We start from the raw sequence: 18,475 nt of genomic DNA, 5'->3' as shown, positions 1-18,475 counted from the left end.
TTATATACTAATACATAGTAAACGCGAACGTATATTCCTAAGGATACTGGGGGATTTAGAATGAATTTATTTAATCAATTATTTAATAGAAATACTATTACACCATTAATGCGGAGAAATGATATTGATTTTGAGGTAAAGTACCAGACAGAAATTTTAGAAAGTAGAGGATTTGAAATAATTTCAACGATAGAAAAGGAGAAGTACTCTTTAATTCAATATAGACATTTTTATAAAGACACCCCTAAGGAAGAAGAAAAAATGATTTTTCTTGGAATAAGAATTATAACTAATAAAGGTATTCTACGTCCTGACCCTGTCTTAAAAGCGTTTATTAATGAGGACTTTACTAATATTTCTCTAGCAGATATTGAGATTGAAGAGCATCTTACTAGTCATGGTTACGGAAGCATTCTTTTAAACACATTAATTAAAATTGCAAGAGAGAGAAATATAAATAGCATCACTGGCTGGATATCCAAAGTTGATAGTGACCATCTCGAAAGATTAGTTCACTTCTACAAAAAACACCATTTCACAGTTGTTTTACTTGAAAATAAAAGTGACAACTTGAGGATTGGTAATCTAGAATGGAAAAACGTTTAATGGACGGAGGCAATTATATGAATGGGCCGTTAAACAATCCTTCATTTGAATACCTTCTGGGAAGTATCATTAAAGATGAAATATCCACTTCTATAAATGATTTGTTTCGTAATAAGGAATATTCGTCAAAAAAATATTTAACTATCAAAGAAGTATCCTCATTAACTGGCATTGGTTCTTCTATAATACGGCAATTAACACTATCTAGAGCCATGCCCCATAGGAAAGTTAAATCTCGAATAATTTTGGATGAAGATGAGATTAAAGAAACAATTGAGAATTACAAAAAATTTGGATGGACTGATCCAGATAATCACTGGGATGTAAAAAGCGTTCAATCTGAAATCGCTCATTTTCATAAAAAGGAGACACCGACTATGATTGATGAAATATTACGAAAAATAATTAGAGAAGAACTAGCCAATTTTTCAAATGAAATAAAAAACTATGCTAAAAAAGACAAAGAAAGTTACTATGGAAGAACGGTCCTAACCATAAAAGAAGCAGCAAATCACTTTCGTACAAGTTCCTCTACAATTTATAATCTAATCAAAGAAGATGGAATGCCTCATTTTAAAATCTATAGTCGACATTATATTGTTCTTGAAGAAGCGGAAGCATATCTATGGAGAGAAACTGCAAAATCTTATGCAGATGAAGGAAATATCTATTGGCAGCGAATTTTACAAAATCTCGATTGGGAAGAAAGAGAAAGAAAGGCAGCATACGAAAAGGCACTTAAGAGGCTTGAAGAAAGTACATATTAAACTTTCTAATACAAAGTAACCCGTAAGAATGCAATGGCTACTCTTACGGGTTTACTTATAATATTTTCTTTAAAATATCTCCTTCTATCACAAATTCACCTCGCTGCTTTACCATCATTTGTGATACGGTTCACCCTTAATTATCCTAAAGCTCCGATAAATCTGCTCGACCAGCACGAGCTTCATGAGCTGGTGGGGGAGGGTCATTTTGCCGAAGCTTAGTTTTTCATCTGCGCGTTTTAGGACGTCTTCATGTAGGCCTAGTGAGCCGCCGATGATAAAGGCTACTTTGCTGGTGCCGTATGTCATGAGGGATTCGAGGTCCTTTGCCATGTCTTCGGAGGATTTCATTTTTCCATCGATTGCCAGGGCAATGACATGCATGCCGTCATTGACCTTTGCTAGTATTCGTTCGCCTTCCTTACGTTTGACGATTTCCATTTCGGCCTCGCTTAATTGTTCAGGGGCCTTTTCATCTGGGACTTCTACTAATTCAACCTTGGCATACCCACCTAGACGTTTTACATATTCGTCAATGCCCATCTTTAAATACTTTTCTTTTAACTTTCCGACCGAAATGATCGTGATATTCACAGATTTTCCACCTTTACATTCCATTCATATTTAAATTTCCCAACTCAATTAACCTCATTCAAAGGCTTTTAAGAGAACGCTTCAACAGTCACTGTTATAGGGTTTCTGGTTTTCAATTTTGTTAGAAAATTTAAATACAAACAATTTATCCACCTTAACAATTCATTTACAAACACCTTATCCACAAAAGTTATACACATATCCACAATTGCAATCTATATATTGTGTAAAGTTATTTACTTGATACAATATATGTTGCTAGCTCTTCACAGTAAGAGCATTTTGTGGATAACTTTTTTTCCTCAGACAGTTTATCCATAATTGGGAACTCTTGTGTCTCCGCTACGAACATGTCTAATGCGTGATCTATATGGGTTTCACAGCTATACTTCGTCAAAATTACGTCCCTCCTTTTTTTCAGAAATTTCAACAAACTTATTCACAATTCATCCTACTTTATCCACAATCCATTGTAACAGACAAAAAAAGAGTAGGAAAGAAAAGGCTTTTCTTCCACCACTCTTTGTGTATATTTTTTTAAAAGTTATCCACAAACATTTATTTTTATCTAGACTTTACACTGTTGTTCCTTCAGTTAATGTTAAATTTAGCTCTACTAGCTCACCTTGACGATACACTTTAATTGTTAAAGTTTCTCCAATATCTGTTTCGTTGTATAGGTATTGACGTAGATCAATGGAATTTTCTACTTTTTGTCCGCCCATTTCAACAATGACATCATATTGCTGAACACCAGCGTTACCTGCTGCTGATCCTTCTACTACCTCCGAAACTACAACACCTGTTGTCACTTCCTCAGGTAATTTTAAGGTTTGTTGTTGGTAAAATGCAGGCACGTCTGTTAAATCCAACAAACCAATTCCCATCGTTGGGCGTTTCACTTCACCATTTCGTTCTAGCTCTTCAATAATTGGAATCACCGAATTAATAGGAATTGAGAAGCCTAAGCCTTCAACTGTATCTTGAGCAATTTTCATGGAGTTAATGCCTACTAATTCCCCAGCAATGTTAATTAATGCTCCACCGCTGTTTCCTGGGTTAATGGCAGCATCAGTTTGAAGAACTTCTACCTCCCAGTCTTCGTTGCCATCTGCGTTTAAATCAACTGGAACTGCTCGGTCAGTACCTGAGATTACACCTGTTGTTACTGAGCCATAGAAGTCTAAGCCAAGCGGATTCCCAATCGCAATTACTGATTCTCCCTGTTTTAATACATCAGAATCTCCAAATTTTGCAACCGTTTCAACCTTTTCGCTGCTGATTGAAATAACTGCTAAATCTGTCCAAATATCGCTACCAACCAATTTTGCTTCTTCTTTAGATCCATCTGTCAATGTAACCTCAAGCTGTTTAGCGCCTTCTATTACATGGTAGTTTGTAATGATATAGGCAAGTTCATTTTCTACTTTATAGATTACACCAGATCCACTACCTGCCTCAGCTGTTGCTTCTTGTTGATTCCAGAAATCACTTACTTCTTGGATATTTGTTATCCCTACAACGGCATCTGACACAGATTCAACTGCAGTTACAATATCTGATGTTACCTCTGTAGCTGTTTGTGTAATTGTTGATTCAGAATTGTTGTTTTTTGTTGCTGATTGACTTGGAAGCTGATTTGTCATGGACGGTACTAATAACCAAATGAGCAATGCCCCAATGATAACGCCCGACAGTCCACTTAAAAAGTATCCTGCCTTGCTGCCTCCACTTTTTTTTTTAGAGCGTCTTTTATTTTCTTCATCTTGCTCACGTTTCAATCGTTCTTGGAGAGGTGAGTAAGAATTTACAGATTCATTTTGTTCTTGTTGTTTATTTTCATCATCGTTATAGTAGCTCATCTTTTTCAATCCTTTCCCTTTGTACTTGTCATTATGATACAACCCAAACATTAAAATTACATGAAAATGAAATAAAACAAAATTAAAAATGATAAAAAAATCACCTCAACTAAATTAAGTCGAGGTGATTTTTATCTTATGCGTATATACTTGAAAGATTAACCCTTCCAAGCCGCCGCCAACAATTAAATTTTTTCTATCTTTATAAAATTTAAACCGTAACTAGTAGAGTTGGTTCTTCAGCATCTGTATCATGAATTTGCACGTATTCTCCGGCAATAATACCGCAGGATTGTAAGGTTTGAGTTACGCTCATTCGTGCTAAATCCTTCATGTTATTATCCTTGCTTAAATGGGATAAGTAAATTTGAGTTGGTTTTTCAAAAACGACCTCACTCATGGCAACAGCTGCGTCCTCATTGGAAACATGTCCAACATCACTTAAAATTCGTCGTTTGATAGACCAAGGATAACGCCCCATTTGAAGCATGCCGATATCATGATTACTTTCAAATACAAAGGAATCCGCCCCACGGATAATCCCTTTCATTCGATCGCTGACATAGCCCGTGTCCGTAATTAGTACGAGTTTACGACCGTTTTCATGAAACACGTAAAACATAGGGTCTGCTGCATCATGAGAAACTGCAAAAGATTCGATATTTAAAGACCCAAAGGATTGGACCGTTTCCATATTGAAAACAAATTTTTGATCTAATGCTATCTTTCCAATATGACCGTCCATTGCCTGCCACGTTTTTTCATTTGCATAGATTGGGACATTATACTTTCGAGCTAAAACACCAATTCCCTTGATATGGTCACTATGTTCATGTGTTACTAAAATTCCTGATAATTTTTTCATATCACGATCAATTTTAGCAAACAGTTGCTCCATTTTTTTGCCTGTTAAGCCGGCATCGACTAGAAATGCATGTTCATCGTTTTCTATATAAATTGCATTTCCAGTACTACCACTTGCTAAAACACTAAATCGCATATTACTACTCCCTACTTTTGTCATTTTCAGCATCTAGGTTTATTTCATAATCATCTGTTATAGCTTCTTCTACAGCCTCTTCAACTTCTTCAACCTTTGAAGCATCTAACGTCAAATCAAGTATTCCACCTTGAACCGCATTAACAAAATATTCTTTTTGTCCTTCATCTTCTGTTTGGACCTGAAGTTCCCATGTTGGAACAAACACTTGCGTTTGCGTAAATTGTACTAAGGTTGTATACCCTAGGTTCACCTCAGTAATCGTTGAATTTGGTGAGAGAAGCCCTTTGTTATAAATGGTTTGAATTGCTCTTAGAGGTGTTGTTAAAACCTTTTCTTCTTCATAGGCTCCTATATCCTCTAAAAGCGTTTGCTCGTATTCTACTATTTCATTTTGGTCATTCCAGGTTACCTCTACAAGACCATTAAGAATGTAGTAGAGTGTCCGTGTATTCACGGTTTGGAAGAAGGTTGCTTTTTTGTTTTCCTTATCGATTTTCCATAAAGTATAGGAAGCACCCTCATATACATTTGCCTTCAAGAAATCATTATACGAAGTTGCCTCATCAATATTTTTGACTTTGACTGGATTTTTTAAAGTGACGATCAGCTTGTTTTTATCAATCAATATATTTTTTGCATTATCAAGTTTAGGCGTCTCTTGTTCAAAATTCTTAACTTTCCCAGAAATATAAGCGGCTTTTTCAATATTTGTTGGTAAAACCCCGTACGTAATATTGTCATCCTTTAACCGAGCTTCAATCGTTTTTTGTGTCAGCGACGAGCCTCTTTGAACGAGCTGGGCTTCGGTATGACGGTTTAAATACAACGAATATAAAAAGACATCTAGTATTAAAAATACAACGATGAAAATTGATTTGGACTTACTCCAATCCATACTGAGCACCTCCTGCTGGCTCTGGTGTTAAACGTGCCCAGCTACCCTCTCGAATAACAAACCAGCTTGGTTCTAGCGTATATACTTTAGCTTTTTGAGGATCTGGTGTTAAATAATAGCCAAGTACTAAATCATCAATATCTTTTAAGGTTTGCAGTGTTTTTACCATATCAACCCCTGAAGGTAATTGGCGAGTTGACGATTCAGAGGCGATAAATAAATAATAGGGCCTCTTATATTCGAAAACCTGATTGGCACCCCAAGTAACCGCAATACGAGTTGATGTCACACTACTGAATACAGGTAAGCCCTGTAGATATAACTGATACTCAATAACATGCTTCGGTATATTGTTGTAGCTGTATCGGTAATCCCCTGTTAGTCCACCATGGTCATTTACAAAATCGTAGCTGTCATGGACAAGGTCAGAATGTTTAATTTCGACCATACTTTCAGATGCAGGATAGACATAGTTTATGGTTTTACTACCCGAATCATATGTCATCATAGCCATTCCATCCGTATAAGTTGTATTATCAAAATTCTTTTGGACGATGTTTGTATCTTCAAACAAAATATCTTTAAAGACCTCAGTGGAAATCTCGTCAATATAGTACGTGTATTGCACTAAATCCACTGCATTTGAAGGAACATATAAGGAAAGCTCATTTGCTCTAACGATTTCTTCATAAGGAACTGTTTTTTGAACTGTCTTCATATAAGTCGAGTTAAACTCGCTTTGTCCTACACCTACAACAGTTGTGTAAAGTGTTTGTTTTTCCTTGCTGATAAAGGAGAATTGTAATGTATTCGTTTCTTCAATATTGCTCCAATCGATCAAGATATGGCTAAATGCAATTTCAGGTAGCTCACTTTGGGTAAATTGCAGCACAGAGTCAAATGCATTAATCGGAACTTCTGCCGGGAAGAAAAGGGTCATCTGATTTTCTGAATGAATCATACTGTTCAGCTTTTCTTCTGATAAATTACTTTGAATAAATCTGAGTTCTGTTGCATCTAAATCTTTAATCGCATCCATTAGGGTATCGATAGCTGTTGGTGCTGTTGACCCTAAAAAGCCACCGTTTTCATGAATTAAAATACGATAAGGCTTGAAAATTTCTTGAATATCCTTTTTATCACCGAGCGTGATTTGTTCGACTTGTGGATCCTCAATATCTTGGTAGTCTGGCGTATACGTCCATATTGTGAATGTTAGAATAAGACTTAAAAAGACGAGGAGGAACAGGACAAATGATTTAATTTGCTCTACATGCTTCACTCCCAATCACCCGCCTCATCTAATTCAAATGGCAATGTGAAGAAGATTGTTGTTCCTATTCCTTCCTCACTTTCGGCCCAAATCTTACCGCCATGTGCTTCAATCATTTCCTTCGCGATAGCAAGTCCTAAGCCTGTACCTCCCATTGCACGAGATCTAGCTCGATCTACACGATAGAAACGATCGAATATCTTCGTTACATTTTCTTTTGGAATCCCCATACCATCATCCGAAACCATGACCTTTAACATGTTTTCTTGAACGGTAAATCCAAATCGAATATTCCCACCATCTGGTGAATATTTCAAAGCATTAGAAATAATATTATCAATTACTTGAGTTAGCTTATCAGTATCAATTTCAACAAAATAAGAGGTATCTGGAATATATCGGTCAAACCGCACATTTTGTGATTTTGACATCTCAAAGCGATCGATAATTCGGTTAAAGAATTTATTAAACTCCACAAATTCTCTATTTAATTTGTAATCGCGACTATCCATTTTCGATAGATTCAATAAGTCATTTACTAGACGAATCATACGCTCTGTTTCGGTTTGTGTAACATTTAAAAACGTTGGCGCTATGTTTTCATCTCGCCATGCACCGTCTGCTAGCGCCTCTAAATAACTTCTCATCGTTGTTAATGGCGTGCGTAATTCATGAGATACATTGGCAACGAATTCTCGTCGCTCCATCTCAATTTTTTCTTGCTCAGTTATATCATGAATAACAGTGATTAACCCGTTAACAAATCCAGTTTCCTTTTGAATGACAGAAAAATTCGCTCTCAAAATAAATGGGTTATCCTGTGTACTATAATCTAAATTAATAGATTCCTGTGTATGAATTAAATCTTCAAAGTTATATTCTTCATCCAAACCTAATACAGACGCGATTGGACGACCTAAAGTTGTTTCACGTGTAACATCTAAGAAGTTCAAAGCTGGGTCATTGATAAGAATGACCTTACCTTTTCGATCAGTTGCTATTACACCATCTGTCATATTACTCAAAACAGAAGCAAGCTTTCTTCTCTCAGCTTCGGTAGTAGACTGTGCTTCTTGTAAACGGTTTGTTAAATGGTTGAAGGCTAGTGCAAGCTGACCAATTTCATCGTCCCCATATACTCGAACCTTCCTTGAATAGTTCCCTCTCGACATGGCCTGAGCCTGTCTTCTCATGTCTAGAATTGGTTTTGTAATGGTTTTTGCAAACAATATCCCGAGAACAATGGTAATAGCTAGAGACATAACAATTCCAATAGCAAAAATTCGGTTAATGTCTTTCATCTGCTCAAAAACTCTTTCGATATCAGATTCAATATAGATTGCACCAATCACTTCGCCATTTGGTCCCACATTATCTTTAATAGGGGCAGCAAGAATCCATACTCGGTTACCCGAATCCAGAGCAATATTCTCTGAATAATCTTCAGATGACATTGATTTTGTTATTGTATCCTCATTAAAACGCTGACCAACGATAGATTGATTATCTGAATCTGAGGTAGCAAGAACTTTATTTCGATTATCAATGATTAAAACCTCATTGATGTCCTCATTTGAAAACTCCGATAAAATTACACTTAGACTTTGTTCTAATGGGCTATTCTCATCGCGTTCCTTTAATAATTCTTCTCGAATACTGTATTGAACTAAGTCAATTCGCTGTGTAATCGAATCCTTAAAGTTCTCTTTTAAGCTCTCTTCTAGTTTGGCTGAGAAGTAAATTCCAATAATCTGTAGAGCGATAATGATTAACAATACATATATCAGAACAATTTTTACGTGAATGGACTTAAAAAAGCTCACCTTATGCATTTAAACTACTCCTGTTCAGGATTTCGTAAATAATAACCAACACCACGACGGGTTACAATCCAGTTTGGATGACTTGGATTATCTTCAATTTTTTCACGTAAACGTCTAATCGTAACGTCCACAGTCCGAACATCCCCAAAGTAATCATAGCCCCATACAGTTTGAAGTAAATGCTCACGAGTCATGACTTGTCCAATATGCTTAGCTAAATAATGTAGTAGTTCGAATTCACGGTGTGTTAATTCAATCGCTTCACCACGTTTTAAAACTAAATAAGCATCAGGCTGGATAATTAAAGTACCCACTGTGATATCATTTGTTTCTTCCTTTACTTCTTCTGGTTGACTAGAAACCTTTAAACGACGCATATTAGCTTTTACACGAGCAATTAGCTCACGTGTACTGAATGGTTTTGTTACGTAATCATCTGCTCCCATTTCTAATCCTAAAACCTTGTCAATTTCTGAACCCTTTGCAGTTAGCATGATAATTGGGAAATCATATTTTTTACGGATTTCACGACAAACTTCCATACCATCTCTTTTTGGAAGCATAATATCCAGTAACATTAAATCTGGCTGAGATTCTTCCACTTTTTCTAATGCTTCATCACCATCATAAGCACAGATTACCTGGTATCCTTCTTTTACTAAATTAAATTGCAAAATATCTGCAATCGGCTTTTCATCATCACAAACTAAAATTGTTTTTGTCATATTTTTTTCTCTCCTCTTAGTGAAACTATCTATGTTCATATAATCAAGTTTAAAATTTATAATCTATAAAAGGGCATATTGATAATATTTATTCTGCCTTTTCAAAGAAGGACTTCACGAATCATAAGCACAAATTACAAATGATGCCTCCTGAAATCTTCGTTTAGTATTTATGCATACAGCTATTATACCAAATAAACTCCTTAAACAAGTATTAGAAACCGTTAATCTATTAATCAGTATTATTTGAATAGAATTTATACTTGGTAGTAATTATTTTTCGGGAAATAATTCGACAAATTTAGTCAATTGATTTTAATTAAAAAAGACAGTCCGTTGAGTTAGGACTGTCTTACATAATTTTAGTAGTTTAAATAAGATAATGGATCAACTAGTGCTCCATTCTTATGCACTTCAAAGTGTAAATGGGTACCTGTAGATCGACCAGTTGAACCCATAATACCAATAACAGATCCCTGTGGTACAACTTGTCCTACACTTACCTTAATTTCCGAGAGATGGGCATATACTGTTTCATAACCATTGTTATGGTTAATAACAATTCTTTGTCCATATGTCCCTTCCCAGCCAACTGCAGTTACAACACCATTGTCTGATGCTTTAATGTTGTAGTTAGAAGGGCGAGCAATATCTATACCTCTATGATAGCTTCCCCAACGTGAGCCCATTTTACTTGAAATATAGCCACCAACTGCTGGCCATGCAAAGCTACCTGTTCCACGCGACGAAATGACCTTTGTTCCAACTACTGTAATACTATCAACTGGTTCAGTTAAAACAGTTTCTTTTGTAACAGTTTTCTCAGTAACAGCACCATTTACTTGAGAAACTAAATAAGAAACCTCCTTCTGACCATTTGATCCCTCTTGCTTAACGACTGTTTCACCTTTAAATTTCGAATCATCATTTTCAATAATTTTCTCAAAAGGCATTTCTTCTAAAGTATTTTTTTCTTTTACGATCTGTACATTTAATAGTGGTTTTTCAACCGTAATATTAATCTTTTGACCGATTTGCAGTAAAGAATCCTCTTTCAAATCTGGATTTAGCTCCAAAATTTGTGCAGTAGTTAGATTATGTTTATTGGCAATTGTACCAAGTACATCTCCTGATTGGACTGCATATACTTCTTTTTCAAGCGAGCCTGATTTTAAATACTCAACAGCCTTTACTGGTGTTAAGATTTTTTCCGGGCTAATTTTTGTATCTCCACCCGAAATAGCTTCTACTATTTTAATTTCTTTAATGCGTGTTTCATTTGCTTTTAAAGTGGGTAATGTTTCAAGAGAAGCATTTGCTTCATATTTTTGCAACTCATCTTCAGTAACGTATTGAAGCTTCAATAAGCGAAGTGTTTCTTTGTAATCCGCTTGATTTTTCAAATAAAGAACTGGTTGACCATCAATTTGTAATGCATAGCTTTCTGCTTCTACAATCATCTCTTCATTTAAATTAGATAGTGTAGTAGCATCGTCCGTTTCATAAGAAAATACTTGTTCAGGAATTAAAGTAACATTGGATTTCCCATCGAGAACATAGTCCTGATAAATTCCTTGTGCTTCTTGTTCTTTCGTTTCAATAATTTCTGTAACAGCTTCTTCTTTTGAGACTGCACCAATATATGTATCTCCTACATAGACGTGGTAGATTTTGTCAAAACTATTTGCACTTGTTGAATTAGCATATACATAGCTAGAACCAATTGCTGTGAACAGTAATGTAGTAATAGCAGCTTTTTTTAATATATTATTTTTAGTAGATTTAAGACTTAAAGTTTCTTTCTTTGTAAAGTCCCCGTTGATGTTCCATTTCGAACTCATTGATAAAGCCCCTTCCAAAGACCACCCATTCAATGGGCTAATTTCCATGTGAAAATTTCACTTTTTTACTGTACCATAATCTTTTTTTCTATTAAACCATTTGAGTCCTTTGTAACGAAAATGTATTATTTGAATATTCGCTGTTACAAATTAGGTAAAATAAACTATATAAACTTAATATCTTTATGTGAAATCGATATATTCATTAAATTTCTATTATTCTTAATAGAAATACCTCTTATCATCTCATTTTTCTGCTTTCGTTTTTAATAGTTCTTAATTTTCTGCATAATTATATTGTTCTAGACATTCGTAGTCTTTTGTTCTTCTTCGACAAAATGAATGACTATCCACTTGCTTAGTAAATAGGAAATTCCTCACAGTCTTTAATCATTACAGTCATTATTTATTAATTTTTTTAAGGGCAATTTAATATATTAATAGCAGTAGATTGGGGGATTTGAATGGCTAAAGGTAAAGCTATGTATGCATCTGAGATAAACAAAATAAGTATCGGTACTAAAGTTTTACGTATTACAATGGTAGTCATTGGAGCACTCATCTTTGCTGTTGGTCTTGAACTCTTTTTAATACCTAATACGGTATTAGACGGTGGCATTGTAGGGATTTCGATTATCCTCTCTTACTTAACAGGGCTTCCTACAGGAGTGTTCATTTTCTGCATTAACATCCCCTTTATATACATAGGCTATAAGCAAATTGGGAAAACCTTCGCTTTCATGTCATTACTCGGCATTATCATTCTTTCAGGAGCAACTATGATCATGCATCATTTCCATGCTTTTACCTCAGATATATTATTAGCTACAGTTTTTGGTGGAATTTTACTAGGAATCGGTGTTGGACTGGTTATTCGGTTTGGTGGCTGTTTAGATGGCACAGAAGTGATGGCTATTTTAACCAATAAAAAGCTGCCATTTTCAGTTGGGGAAATCATTTTAATTATTAATCTTGTTATCTTTACTATTGCTGGATTTGTTTTTACTTGGGAACAAGCCATGTATTCAGTCATCGCTTACTTTATTGCATCTAAGGTCATTGATGTTGTGGTATTAGGTATGGAAGAATCTAAATCTGTTTATATCATTAGTGATGAAATTGAGGAAATTGGGCAGGCCATTATGGCTCGATTAGGACGTGGCGTAACTTATCTATATGGTGAAGGTGCCTATACCGGAAATAACAAAAAGGTTATTTTCTGTATTATCACCCGACTGGAGGAATCCAAAATGAAGGAAATTGTGCGCTCGATTGATACACAAGCGTTCCTAGCTATCGGGAATATTAGCGAGGTTAAGGGTGGCCGCTTTAAGAAGAAGGCGATTCACTAAGTAAAAAGGCTACTAATGGAACGGTTCCATTAGTAGCTTTTAGTTCTTTGTCCAGAACTAACATTGTTAATCCCAAATAGGATTTTTTTATCTTTGTTTGCACCTGTCGCAAGCTTTCGGTGCAGAACTAACATTGTTAATCCCAAATAGGATTTTTTTATCTTTGTTTGCACCTGTCGCAAGCTTTCGGTGCAGAACTAACATTGTTAATCCCAAATAGGATTTTTTTATCTTTGTTTGCACCTGTCGCAAGCTTTCGGTGCAGAACTAACATTGTTAATCCCAAATAGGATTTTTTTATCTTTGTTTGCACCTGTCGCAAGCTTTCGGTGCAGAACTAACATTGTTAATCCCAAATAGGATTAACAATGTTAGTTTGCTCTCTTGCAGGACCCACCGAGAACGTCATTAGGTTGATTCCTGTTAGCTCTACTACGCGTTCTACGTATTTACGAGCGTTTTCTGGAAGTTCTTCTAATGTGCGCATACCTGTAATGTCCTCAGCCCAGCCTGGAAGTTCTTCATAAACTGGTTTACATGCTTCAAGGACATGTAAGCTAGCTGGATATTCAGTGATTACTTCACCGTTATACTCATAAGCCGTACAAATTTTAACTGTCTCAAGACCAGATAAAACGTCAATTGAGTTTAATGCAAGATCAGTGATCCCACTTACACGACGAGAATGGCGAACTACTACTGAGTCAAACCAACCTACACGGCGTGGACGACCAGTTGTTGTACCGTATTCACGACCAACTTCACGGATTTGATGACCAACCTCATCGAATAATTCAGTTGGGAACGGACCATCACCTACACGAGACGTATATGCTTTACATACCCCAACAACTCGAGATACCTGAGAAGGTCCAATACCAGTACCAGTTGTTACACCACCTGCTACAGGATTTGAAGATGTTACATATGGATAAGTACCATGGTCAACATCTAGCATAACCCCTTGTGCACCTTCAAATAATACACGTCCACCTTCGTCCAATACATCATTTAATACTTTAGATGTATCAGTTACGTATTTTGCTAGCTCTTGGCCATAGCCATAAAATTCTTCGAAGATATCTTCAAATTTTAAGCCTTCAACCTCGTAGAATTTTTCAAAAAGACGGTTTTTGTTTTCTAAATTCTCACGTAGCTTTTGTTCGAAAATTTCACGATCAAGAAGGTCGGCAATACGGATTCCCATACGTGCAATTTTATCTTGATAGCATGGTCCAATCCCTTTGCAAGTTGTCCCGATTTTGTTATCCCCACGAGAAGCTTCATCCACTTTATCTTGATAGATATGATATGGAAGAATTACTTGAGCACGGTTTGAAATACGTAGGTTTGACGTATCAATCCCTCGGTCTTCTAATCCTTTTAATTCTGTTACTAGAGATTTCGGGTTAATAACCATTCCATTTCCCATAACTGAAGTTTTTTCTTTATAAAAAATACCTGATGGAATTAAATGCAACTTGTAAGTTTCATCACCAATTTTGATTGTGTGACCTGCGTTATCGCCACCAGAAAAACGAGCGATTATATCTGCTTTTTTAGATAGGAAGTCGGTAATTTTCCCTTTACCTTCATCTCCCCATTGTGTTCCTACAACTACAACTGATGTCATATCAGCACCTCCGCTAGACTCGAGTACGTTTATTATTCTCATTTATAAGTAAAATATCATGAAAAATACGTACAATTGTGATTTCTATTACTAATAAGTATTTACTTACTCATGTAAATGTATCATTATATCAAACAGCTATTATTGTAACAGTGATTCGCAATAGAAGTCAATCAAGAATCGCAAAAAACACGAACAAATGATTAATGAATTTTAACCATTGTTCGTGTTCTGAAATCCTACTAATTAATCTAGTTTAATTAACGTCAAAAAGTTATCTTGTTACTACTCACGCTACCTTACCCAGCGTTGGCTGGCATCGGGTGCTGTGACCAGTCTATATTGATGAATTTATTAAATTCTTTTTTGAATGCCAAAGTTACCGTACCAGTCGGACCGTTACGTTGTTTAGCAATAATAATTTCAATCATATTTTTGCTTTCACTTTCTTTATCATAATAATCATCACGATATAAGAAAGCTACGATATCAGCATCTTGCTCAATACTTCCAGATTCACGGATATCACTCATCATCGGGCGTTTATCTTGACGTTGCTCAACACCACGAGATAGCTGAGATAAGGCGATAACAGGTACCTTTAATTCACGAGCTAGTGCTTTTAACGAACGGGAAATTTCAGATACCTCTTGCTGACGGTTCTCTCCACTACGCCCGCTCCCTTGAATTAACTGCAAGTAATCGATTAAGATCATTCCTAATCCATGCTCTTGTGCAAGACGACGGCACTTGGCACGGATTTCATTGATACGAAGACCAGGTGTATCATCTATAAATATACCTGAATTCGATAAGCTTCCCATTGCCATGGTTAGCTTACTCCAATGATCTGCTGTCAGTGCTCCTGTACGTAATGCCTGCGCATCGATATTACCTTCTGCACATAACAAACGCATAACAAGCTGCTCAGCACCCATCTCCAGTGAGAAAATCGCTACATTCTCGCGCGCTTTAATGGCTACGTTTTGTGCGATATTTAAGGCAAAGGCCGTTTTCCCTACTGAAGGACGTGCAGCAACGATGATTAAATCGTTTCGCTGGAAGCCAGCTGTCATGTGATCTAAATCGTTAAATCCAGTAGGAATCCCGGTCACATCGCCATCTCTAAATTGAAGCTGCTCGATATTATCATAGGTTTGAACAAGTACATCTTTTACGTGCTTAAAGTCACCAGCATTTTTGCGGTTCGCAACTTCCATCATTTTCTTTTCAGCCTCTGATAAAAGTGCTTCAACCTCATCTTCTCGTGTATAACCATCTTCTGCAATCTTAGTTGCCACACGAATTAAACGGCGTAAAAGAGCTTTTTCTTCAACAATTTTTGCATAATACGCAATGTTTGCTGCTGTTGGAACAGCATTTGCAAGCTCTGTTAAGTAAGAAAGTCCACCAACATCCTCAAGTTCCTTTCGTACTGAAAGCTCTTCTGTAACAGTGACAACATCTATCGCTTTTCCTTGGTCACTTAAATCCAGCATTGTTTGAAAGATTTTTTTATGGGCAATTCGATAGAAATCATCCGCTATTAAAATCTCAGATGCTGTTATTAAGCTTGGCGGTTCAAGAAATATAGCACCAATAACCGATTGTTCTGCTTCATGGTTATGCGGCGGAACGCGGTCCATAACGGAATCGTTCATAGACATCTCTCCCTAAGCCTCTTCAACCACATGTACTTTTAAAGTTGCTTTTACATCTTGATGTAATTTAACCGGAACATTTGTATAGCCTAATGAACGGATGCCATCACAATCCATCTTGCGTTTATCAATTTTGATGCCATGTGTTTTTTCTAAGCTTGAAGCAATTTGTTTAGTTGAAATAGATCCGAAAAGACGACCGCCTTCACCTGATTTTGCTTTAATTTCAACCTCTAATTTTTCAAGATGGTCCTTTAAATCCTTTGCTGCTTGTAGCTCGGCTGCTGCATTTTTTTCTTCTAGCTTCTTTTGACCTTCTAATTGGCTTAGTGCTTGATTAGATGCCTCTACTGCAAAACCATTTTTAATAAGGAAGTTGTGTGCATAACCATCTGCTACATTTTTGATTTCGCCTTTTTTTCCTTTACCTTTTACATCTTTTAAAAATACTACTTTCATTCTCCATTACTCCCTTCGAGTGTTTCCAAAATTGCATTTGATAAACGACTCTGCGCTTCTTCTATAGTCTCTGCATCGATTTGACAGGCTGCATTTGTTAAATGACCGCCACCACCAAGCTTCTCCATAATAATCTGGACATTGATGTCACCCAATGAGCGTGCACTAATGCCGATTAATCCGTCTGAGCGATGGGCAATGACAAAGGAAGCCGTAACATCCTTCATGGTCAATAAAATATCAGCTGTTTGGGCGATTAATACTGAGTCGTAGATTTTGTCGTCTTCTCCTCTGGCAACTGCTGTGCCTGGATATACAAAATTAACAGTTTGTATGATTTTCGAACGTTCAATATACGTATCGATATCTTCTTTTAATAATTGTTGAACAAGAATTGTATCTGCCCCATAAGTTCTTAAATAAGAGGCTGCTTCAAAAGTACGGGCGCCCGTACGCAATGTAAAACTTTTCGTATCTACAATAATTCCTGATAATAAGGAGGTTGCTTCAAGCTTTGTTAGCTTTTCATCCTCTGGTTGATACTCAAGAATTTCTGTTACTAATTCTGCAGTAGAGGATGCGTATGGCTCCATATACACAAGCGTTGGATTTTGTATAAACTCTTCTCCGCGTCGATGATGGTCAATGACAACTACCTTGTCTGAACGCTTCAAAAGTCGTGCATCCATTACAAGACTTGGTTTATGGGTATCCACTACAATTACTAACGACTTTTCCGTCATGGTTGAAAGAGCTTCCTCAGGTGAAATAAAGTAACGGTAAAGATCCGTGTTTTCTTCAATTTCATGCATTAATCGGCTAACACTTCCATTAAGCTCATCAAAGTTAACAACAACATAGCCATTTACTTTGTTCTTTTGAGCCATTTTACGAACACCAATCGCCGCTCCGATTGCATCCATATCCGGATTCTTATGCCCCATGATAAATACTTGATCACTTTCAATAATCAAATCCTGTAAGGCATGAGAAATAACTCGTGCTCTTACTCTAGTACGTTTCTCTACAGGGTTTGTTTTTCCTCCATAGAACTTCAACTTACCGCTTGGCTGCTTAATGGCCACCTGATCTCCACCGCGTCCTAAAACTAGATCGAGACTTGATTGGGCTAATTCACCTAACTTAATAAGAGATGAGGAACCTGCGCCTACCCCGATACTTAGTGTAAGCGATAGATTTTTCTGTGCAGTTTTCTCACGAATGTCATCTAAAATCGAGAACTTTTTCTTCTCTAATTCACTTAAAATAGATTCATTTAAAACTGCTAAAAAACGATCCGAGGAGATGCGTTTTGCAAAAATACCGTGTTCAAATGCCCACTCATTAATAATGGACGTAACCACTGTATTTGTTAAGCTTCTTGATTGGTCATCCATTCCTTGCGTAATCTCATCATAATTATCAATAAATAATACTGCTATCACGGTACGATCGGCGAAGTATTGGGATTCAATCTTTACTTGCTCTGTCACATCAAAGAAATATAAAAGCTTTTCCTCCTGCTTATAAACCACTTTATATTTATGATCGTTAATGGTAACGGTCTGCTCACGTTTCTCTTCTGATTTCGTTAAACTATAGAGTTCATCTGTCAGTTCGAACATTTCTAGACCAATCAAAGAGTCCTCTTCAATAATTTCAGACATATACGGATTTGCCCATTCAATAACAAACTTATCGTTTACAAGTAAAATTCCTATTGGCATTTCTAAAAGAGCTTCTGAACCTACTTTTTTCATGCGAAATGATAGGGATTCTATATGTTTCTCTGTTTGTGAAAAGGTGATTTTTTCTATTCTCCATGCATATACTAACCCGATGGATGTGACTACTGCATAGGCTATGCCTAACCAAATATTCCAAATGGTCAGTAGGATGGCACCTAGTAAGCCAATCATCGTTAGATACATAAGAGGATGTCGAATCATTCGCTTCCTATAAGTATCCATTTTATCAGCTC

16 protein-coding genes are annotated in these 18,475 nt (G+C 36.4%); 3 read left to right on the top strand and 13 right to left on the bottom strand.

Annotation, left to right across the window (positions count from 1 at the left end; all coding sequences use genetic code 11):
* The first annotated feature begins 60 nt into the window (after nt 1-60).
* Entirely contained in the window at nt 61-606 is a 546-nt protein-coding gene (locus BJ095_RS03595) for a GNAT family N-acetyltransferase (RefSeq protein WP_235867560.1), read from the top strand.
* Nucleotides 591-1,373 (top strand): helix-turn-helix domain-containing protein, encoded by a 783-nt coding sequence (locus BJ095_RS03590; RefSeq protein ID WP_107932076.1) that lies wholly within the window; start codon nt 591-593, stop codon nt 1,371-1,373. Before BJ095_RS03595 ends, BJ095_RS03590 begins: the two co-directional genes overlap by 16 nt.
* Before the next feature lie 114 nt (nt 1,374-1,487).
* Here BJ095_RS03590 and rlmH read toward each other — a convergent pair whose 3' ends face one another.
* From rlmH to BJ095_RS03545, 9 genes are all read right to left on the bottom strand, one after another.
* Entirely contained in the window at nt 1,488-1,967 is a 480-nt protein-coding gene (rlmH, locus tag BJ095_RS03585) for a 23S rRNA (pseudouridine(1915)-N(3))-methyltransferase RlmH (protein WP_107932074.1), read from the bottom strand.
* Nucleotides 1,968-2,199: 232 nt separating this feature from the next.
* Entirely contained in the window at nt 2,200-2,364 is a 165-nt protein-coding gene (locus BJ095_RS03580; protein WP_107932072.1) for a CxxH/CxxC protein, read from the bottom strand.
* Between the two features lie 178 nt (nt 2,365-2,542).
* The gene (locus tag BJ095_RS03575) at nt 2,543-3,829 is read right to left on the bottom strand and encodes a S1C family serine protease (protein ID WP_107932070.1); all 1,287 of its coding nucleotides are present in this window, start codon (nt 3,827-3,829) and stop codon (nt 2,543-2,545) included.
* A gap of 211 nt (nt 3,830-4,040) precedes the next feature.
* On the bottom strand, nt 4,041-4,829 hold the full coding sequence (locus BJ095_RS03570) for an MBL fold metallo-hydrolase (protein WP_107932068.1): 789 nt from the start codon (nt 4,827-4,829) through the stop codon (nt 4,041-4,043).
* Nucleotides 4,830-4,833: 4 nt separating this feature from the next.
* Nucleotides 4,834-5,727 (bottom strand): two-component system regulatory protein YycI, encoded by an 894-nt coding sequence (locus tag BJ095_RS03565; RefSeq protein WP_107932067.1) that lies wholly within the window; start codon nt 5,725-5,727, stop codon nt 4,834-4,836.
* Complete coding sequence (locus tag BJ095_RS03560) at nt 5,714-7,009, bottom strand: YycH family regulatory protein (RefSeq protein WP_235867571.1); 1,296 nt, start codon at nt 7,007-7,009, stop codon at nt 5,714-5,716. Before BJ095_RS03560 ends, BJ095_RS03565 begins: the two co-directional genes overlap by 14 nt.
* Nucleotides 7,006-8,832, bottom strand: a complete 1,827-nt coding sequence (walK, locus tag BJ095_RS03555) for a cell wall metabolism sensor histidine kinase WalK (RefSeq protein WP_107932063.1) — start codon at nt 8,830-8,832, stop codon at nt 7,006-7,008. The genes BJ095_RS03560 and walK overlap by 4 nt, the downstream gene beginning before the upstream one ends.
* 5 nt (nt 8,833-8,837) lie before the next feature.
* Nucleotides 8,838-9,548, bottom strand: coding sequence for a response regulator YycF (gene yycF, locus BJ095_RS03550; protein WP_107932061.1), 711 nt, complete (start codon nt 9,546-9,548; stop codon nt 8,838-8,840).
* A gap of 362 nt (nt 9,549-9,910) precedes the next feature.
* On the bottom strand, nt 9,911-11,389 hold the full coding sequence (locus BJ095_RS03545; RefSeq protein WP_107932059.1) for a peptidoglycan DD-metalloendopeptidase family protein: 1,479 nt from the start codon (nt 11,387-11,389) through the stop codon (nt 9,911-9,913).
* 482 nt (nt 11,390-11,871) lie between these two features.
* Between BJ095_RS03545 and BJ095_RS03540 the strand changes: the two genes are divergently transcribed.
* On the top strand, nt 11,872-12,741 hold the full coding sequence (locus BJ095_RS03540) for a YitT family protein (protein WP_235867570.1): 870 nt from the start codon (nt 11,872-11,874) through the stop codon (nt 12,739-12,741).
* 346 nt (nt 12,742-13,087) lie between these two features.
* On the opposite strand, the gene BJ095_RS03535 is transcribed toward BJ095_RS03540, so the two are convergent.
* From BJ095_RS03535 to BJ095_RS03520, 4 genes are all read right to left on the bottom strand, one after another.
* Nucleotides 13,088-14,374 carry an adenylosuccinate synthase gene (locus BJ095_RS03535; RefSeq protein ID WP_107932054.1) on the bottom strand — a complete coding sequence of 429 codons (1,287 nt, stop codon included), beginning with the start codon at nt 14,372-14,374 and terminating at the stop codon, nt 13,088-13,090.
* Nucleotides 14,375-14,673: 299 nt separating this feature from the next.
* Nucleotides 14,674-16,035, bottom strand: a complete 1,362-nt coding sequence (gene dnaB, locus BJ095_RS03530; protein ID WP_107932052.1) for a replicative DNA helicase — start codon at nt 16,033-16,035, stop codon at nt 14,674-14,676.
* A gap of 12 nt (nt 16,036-16,047) precedes the next feature.
* Nucleotides 16,048-16,494, bottom strand: coding sequence for a 50S ribosomal protein L9 (gene rplI, locus BJ095_RS03525; protein ID WP_107932050.1), 447 nt, complete (start codon nt 16,492-16,494; stop codon nt 16,048-16,050).
* Complete coding sequence (locus tag BJ095_RS03520; RefSeq protein ID WP_107932048.1) at nt 16,491-18,464, bottom strand: DHH family phosphoesterase; 1,974 nt, start codon at nt 18,462-18,464, stop codon at nt 16,491-16,493. The genes rplI and BJ095_RS03520 overlap by 4 nt, the downstream gene beginning before the upstream one ends.
* Nucleotides 18,465-18,475: the final 11 nt, after the last annotated feature.

The organism is Ureibacillus chungkukjangi, from assembly GCF_003217295.1.
GTDB lineage: Bacteria > Bacillota > Bacilli > Bacillales_A > Planococcaceae > Ureibacillus > Ureibacillus chungkukjangi.
The sequence above is the reverse complement of the archived record's forward strand: the minus strand, read 5'-3'. Positions and strand labels throughout refer to the sequence as shown.

Bases quoted from the DNA above. Each gene is read 5' to 3' on its own strand.
- BJ095_RS03595 (WP_235867560.1), top strand. From the start codon at position 61: ATGAATTTATTTAATCAATTATTTAATAGAAATACTATTACACCATTA.
- BJ095_RS03590 (WP_107932076.1), top strand. From the start codon at position 591: ATGGAAAAACGTTTAATGGACGGAGGCAATTATATGAATGGGCCGTTA.
- BJ095_RS03575 (WP_107932070.1), bottom strand. From the start codon at position 3,829: ATGAGCTACTATAACGATGATGAAAATAAACAACAAGAACAAAATGAA.
- BJ095_RS03570 (WP_107932068.1), bottom strand. From the start codon at position 4,829: ATGCGATTTAGTGTTTTAGCAAGTGGTAGTACTGGAAATGCAATTTAT.
- BJ095_RS03565 (WP_107932067.1), bottom strand. From the start codon at position 5,727: ATGGATTGGAGTAAGTCCAAATCAATTTTCATCGTTGTATTTTTAATA.
- walK (WP_107932063.1), bottom strand. From the start codon at position 8,832: ATGCATAAGGTGAGCTTTTTTAAGTCCATTCACGTAAAAATTGTTCTG.
- yycF (WP_107932061.1), bottom strand. From the start codon at position 9,548: ATGACAAAAACAATTTTAGTTTGTGATGATGAAAAGCCGATTGCAGAT.
- BJ095_RS03545 (WP_107932059.1), bottom strand. From the start codon at position 11,389: ATGAGTTCGAAATGGAACATCAACGGGGACTTTACAAAGAAAGAAACT.
- BJ095_RS03540 (WP_235867570.1), top strand. From the start codon at position 11,872: ATGTATGCATCTGAGATAAACAAAATAAGTATCGGTACTAAAGTTTTA.
- BJ095_RS03535 (WP_107932054.1), bottom strand. From the start codon at position 14,374: ATGACATCAGTTGTAGTTGTAGGAACACAATGGGGAGATGAAGGTAAA.
- dnaB (WP_107932052.1), bottom strand. From the start codon at position 16,035: ATGAACGATTCCGTTATGGACCGCGTTCCGCCGCATAACCATGAAGCA.
- rplI (WP_107932050.1), bottom strand. From the start codon at position 16,494: ATGAAAGTAGTATTTTTAAAAGATGTAAAAGGTAAAGGAAAAAAAGGC.
- BJ095_RS03520 (WP_107932048.1), bottom strand. From the start codon at position 18,464: ATGGATACTTATAGGAAGCGAATGATTCGACATCCTCTTATGTATCTA.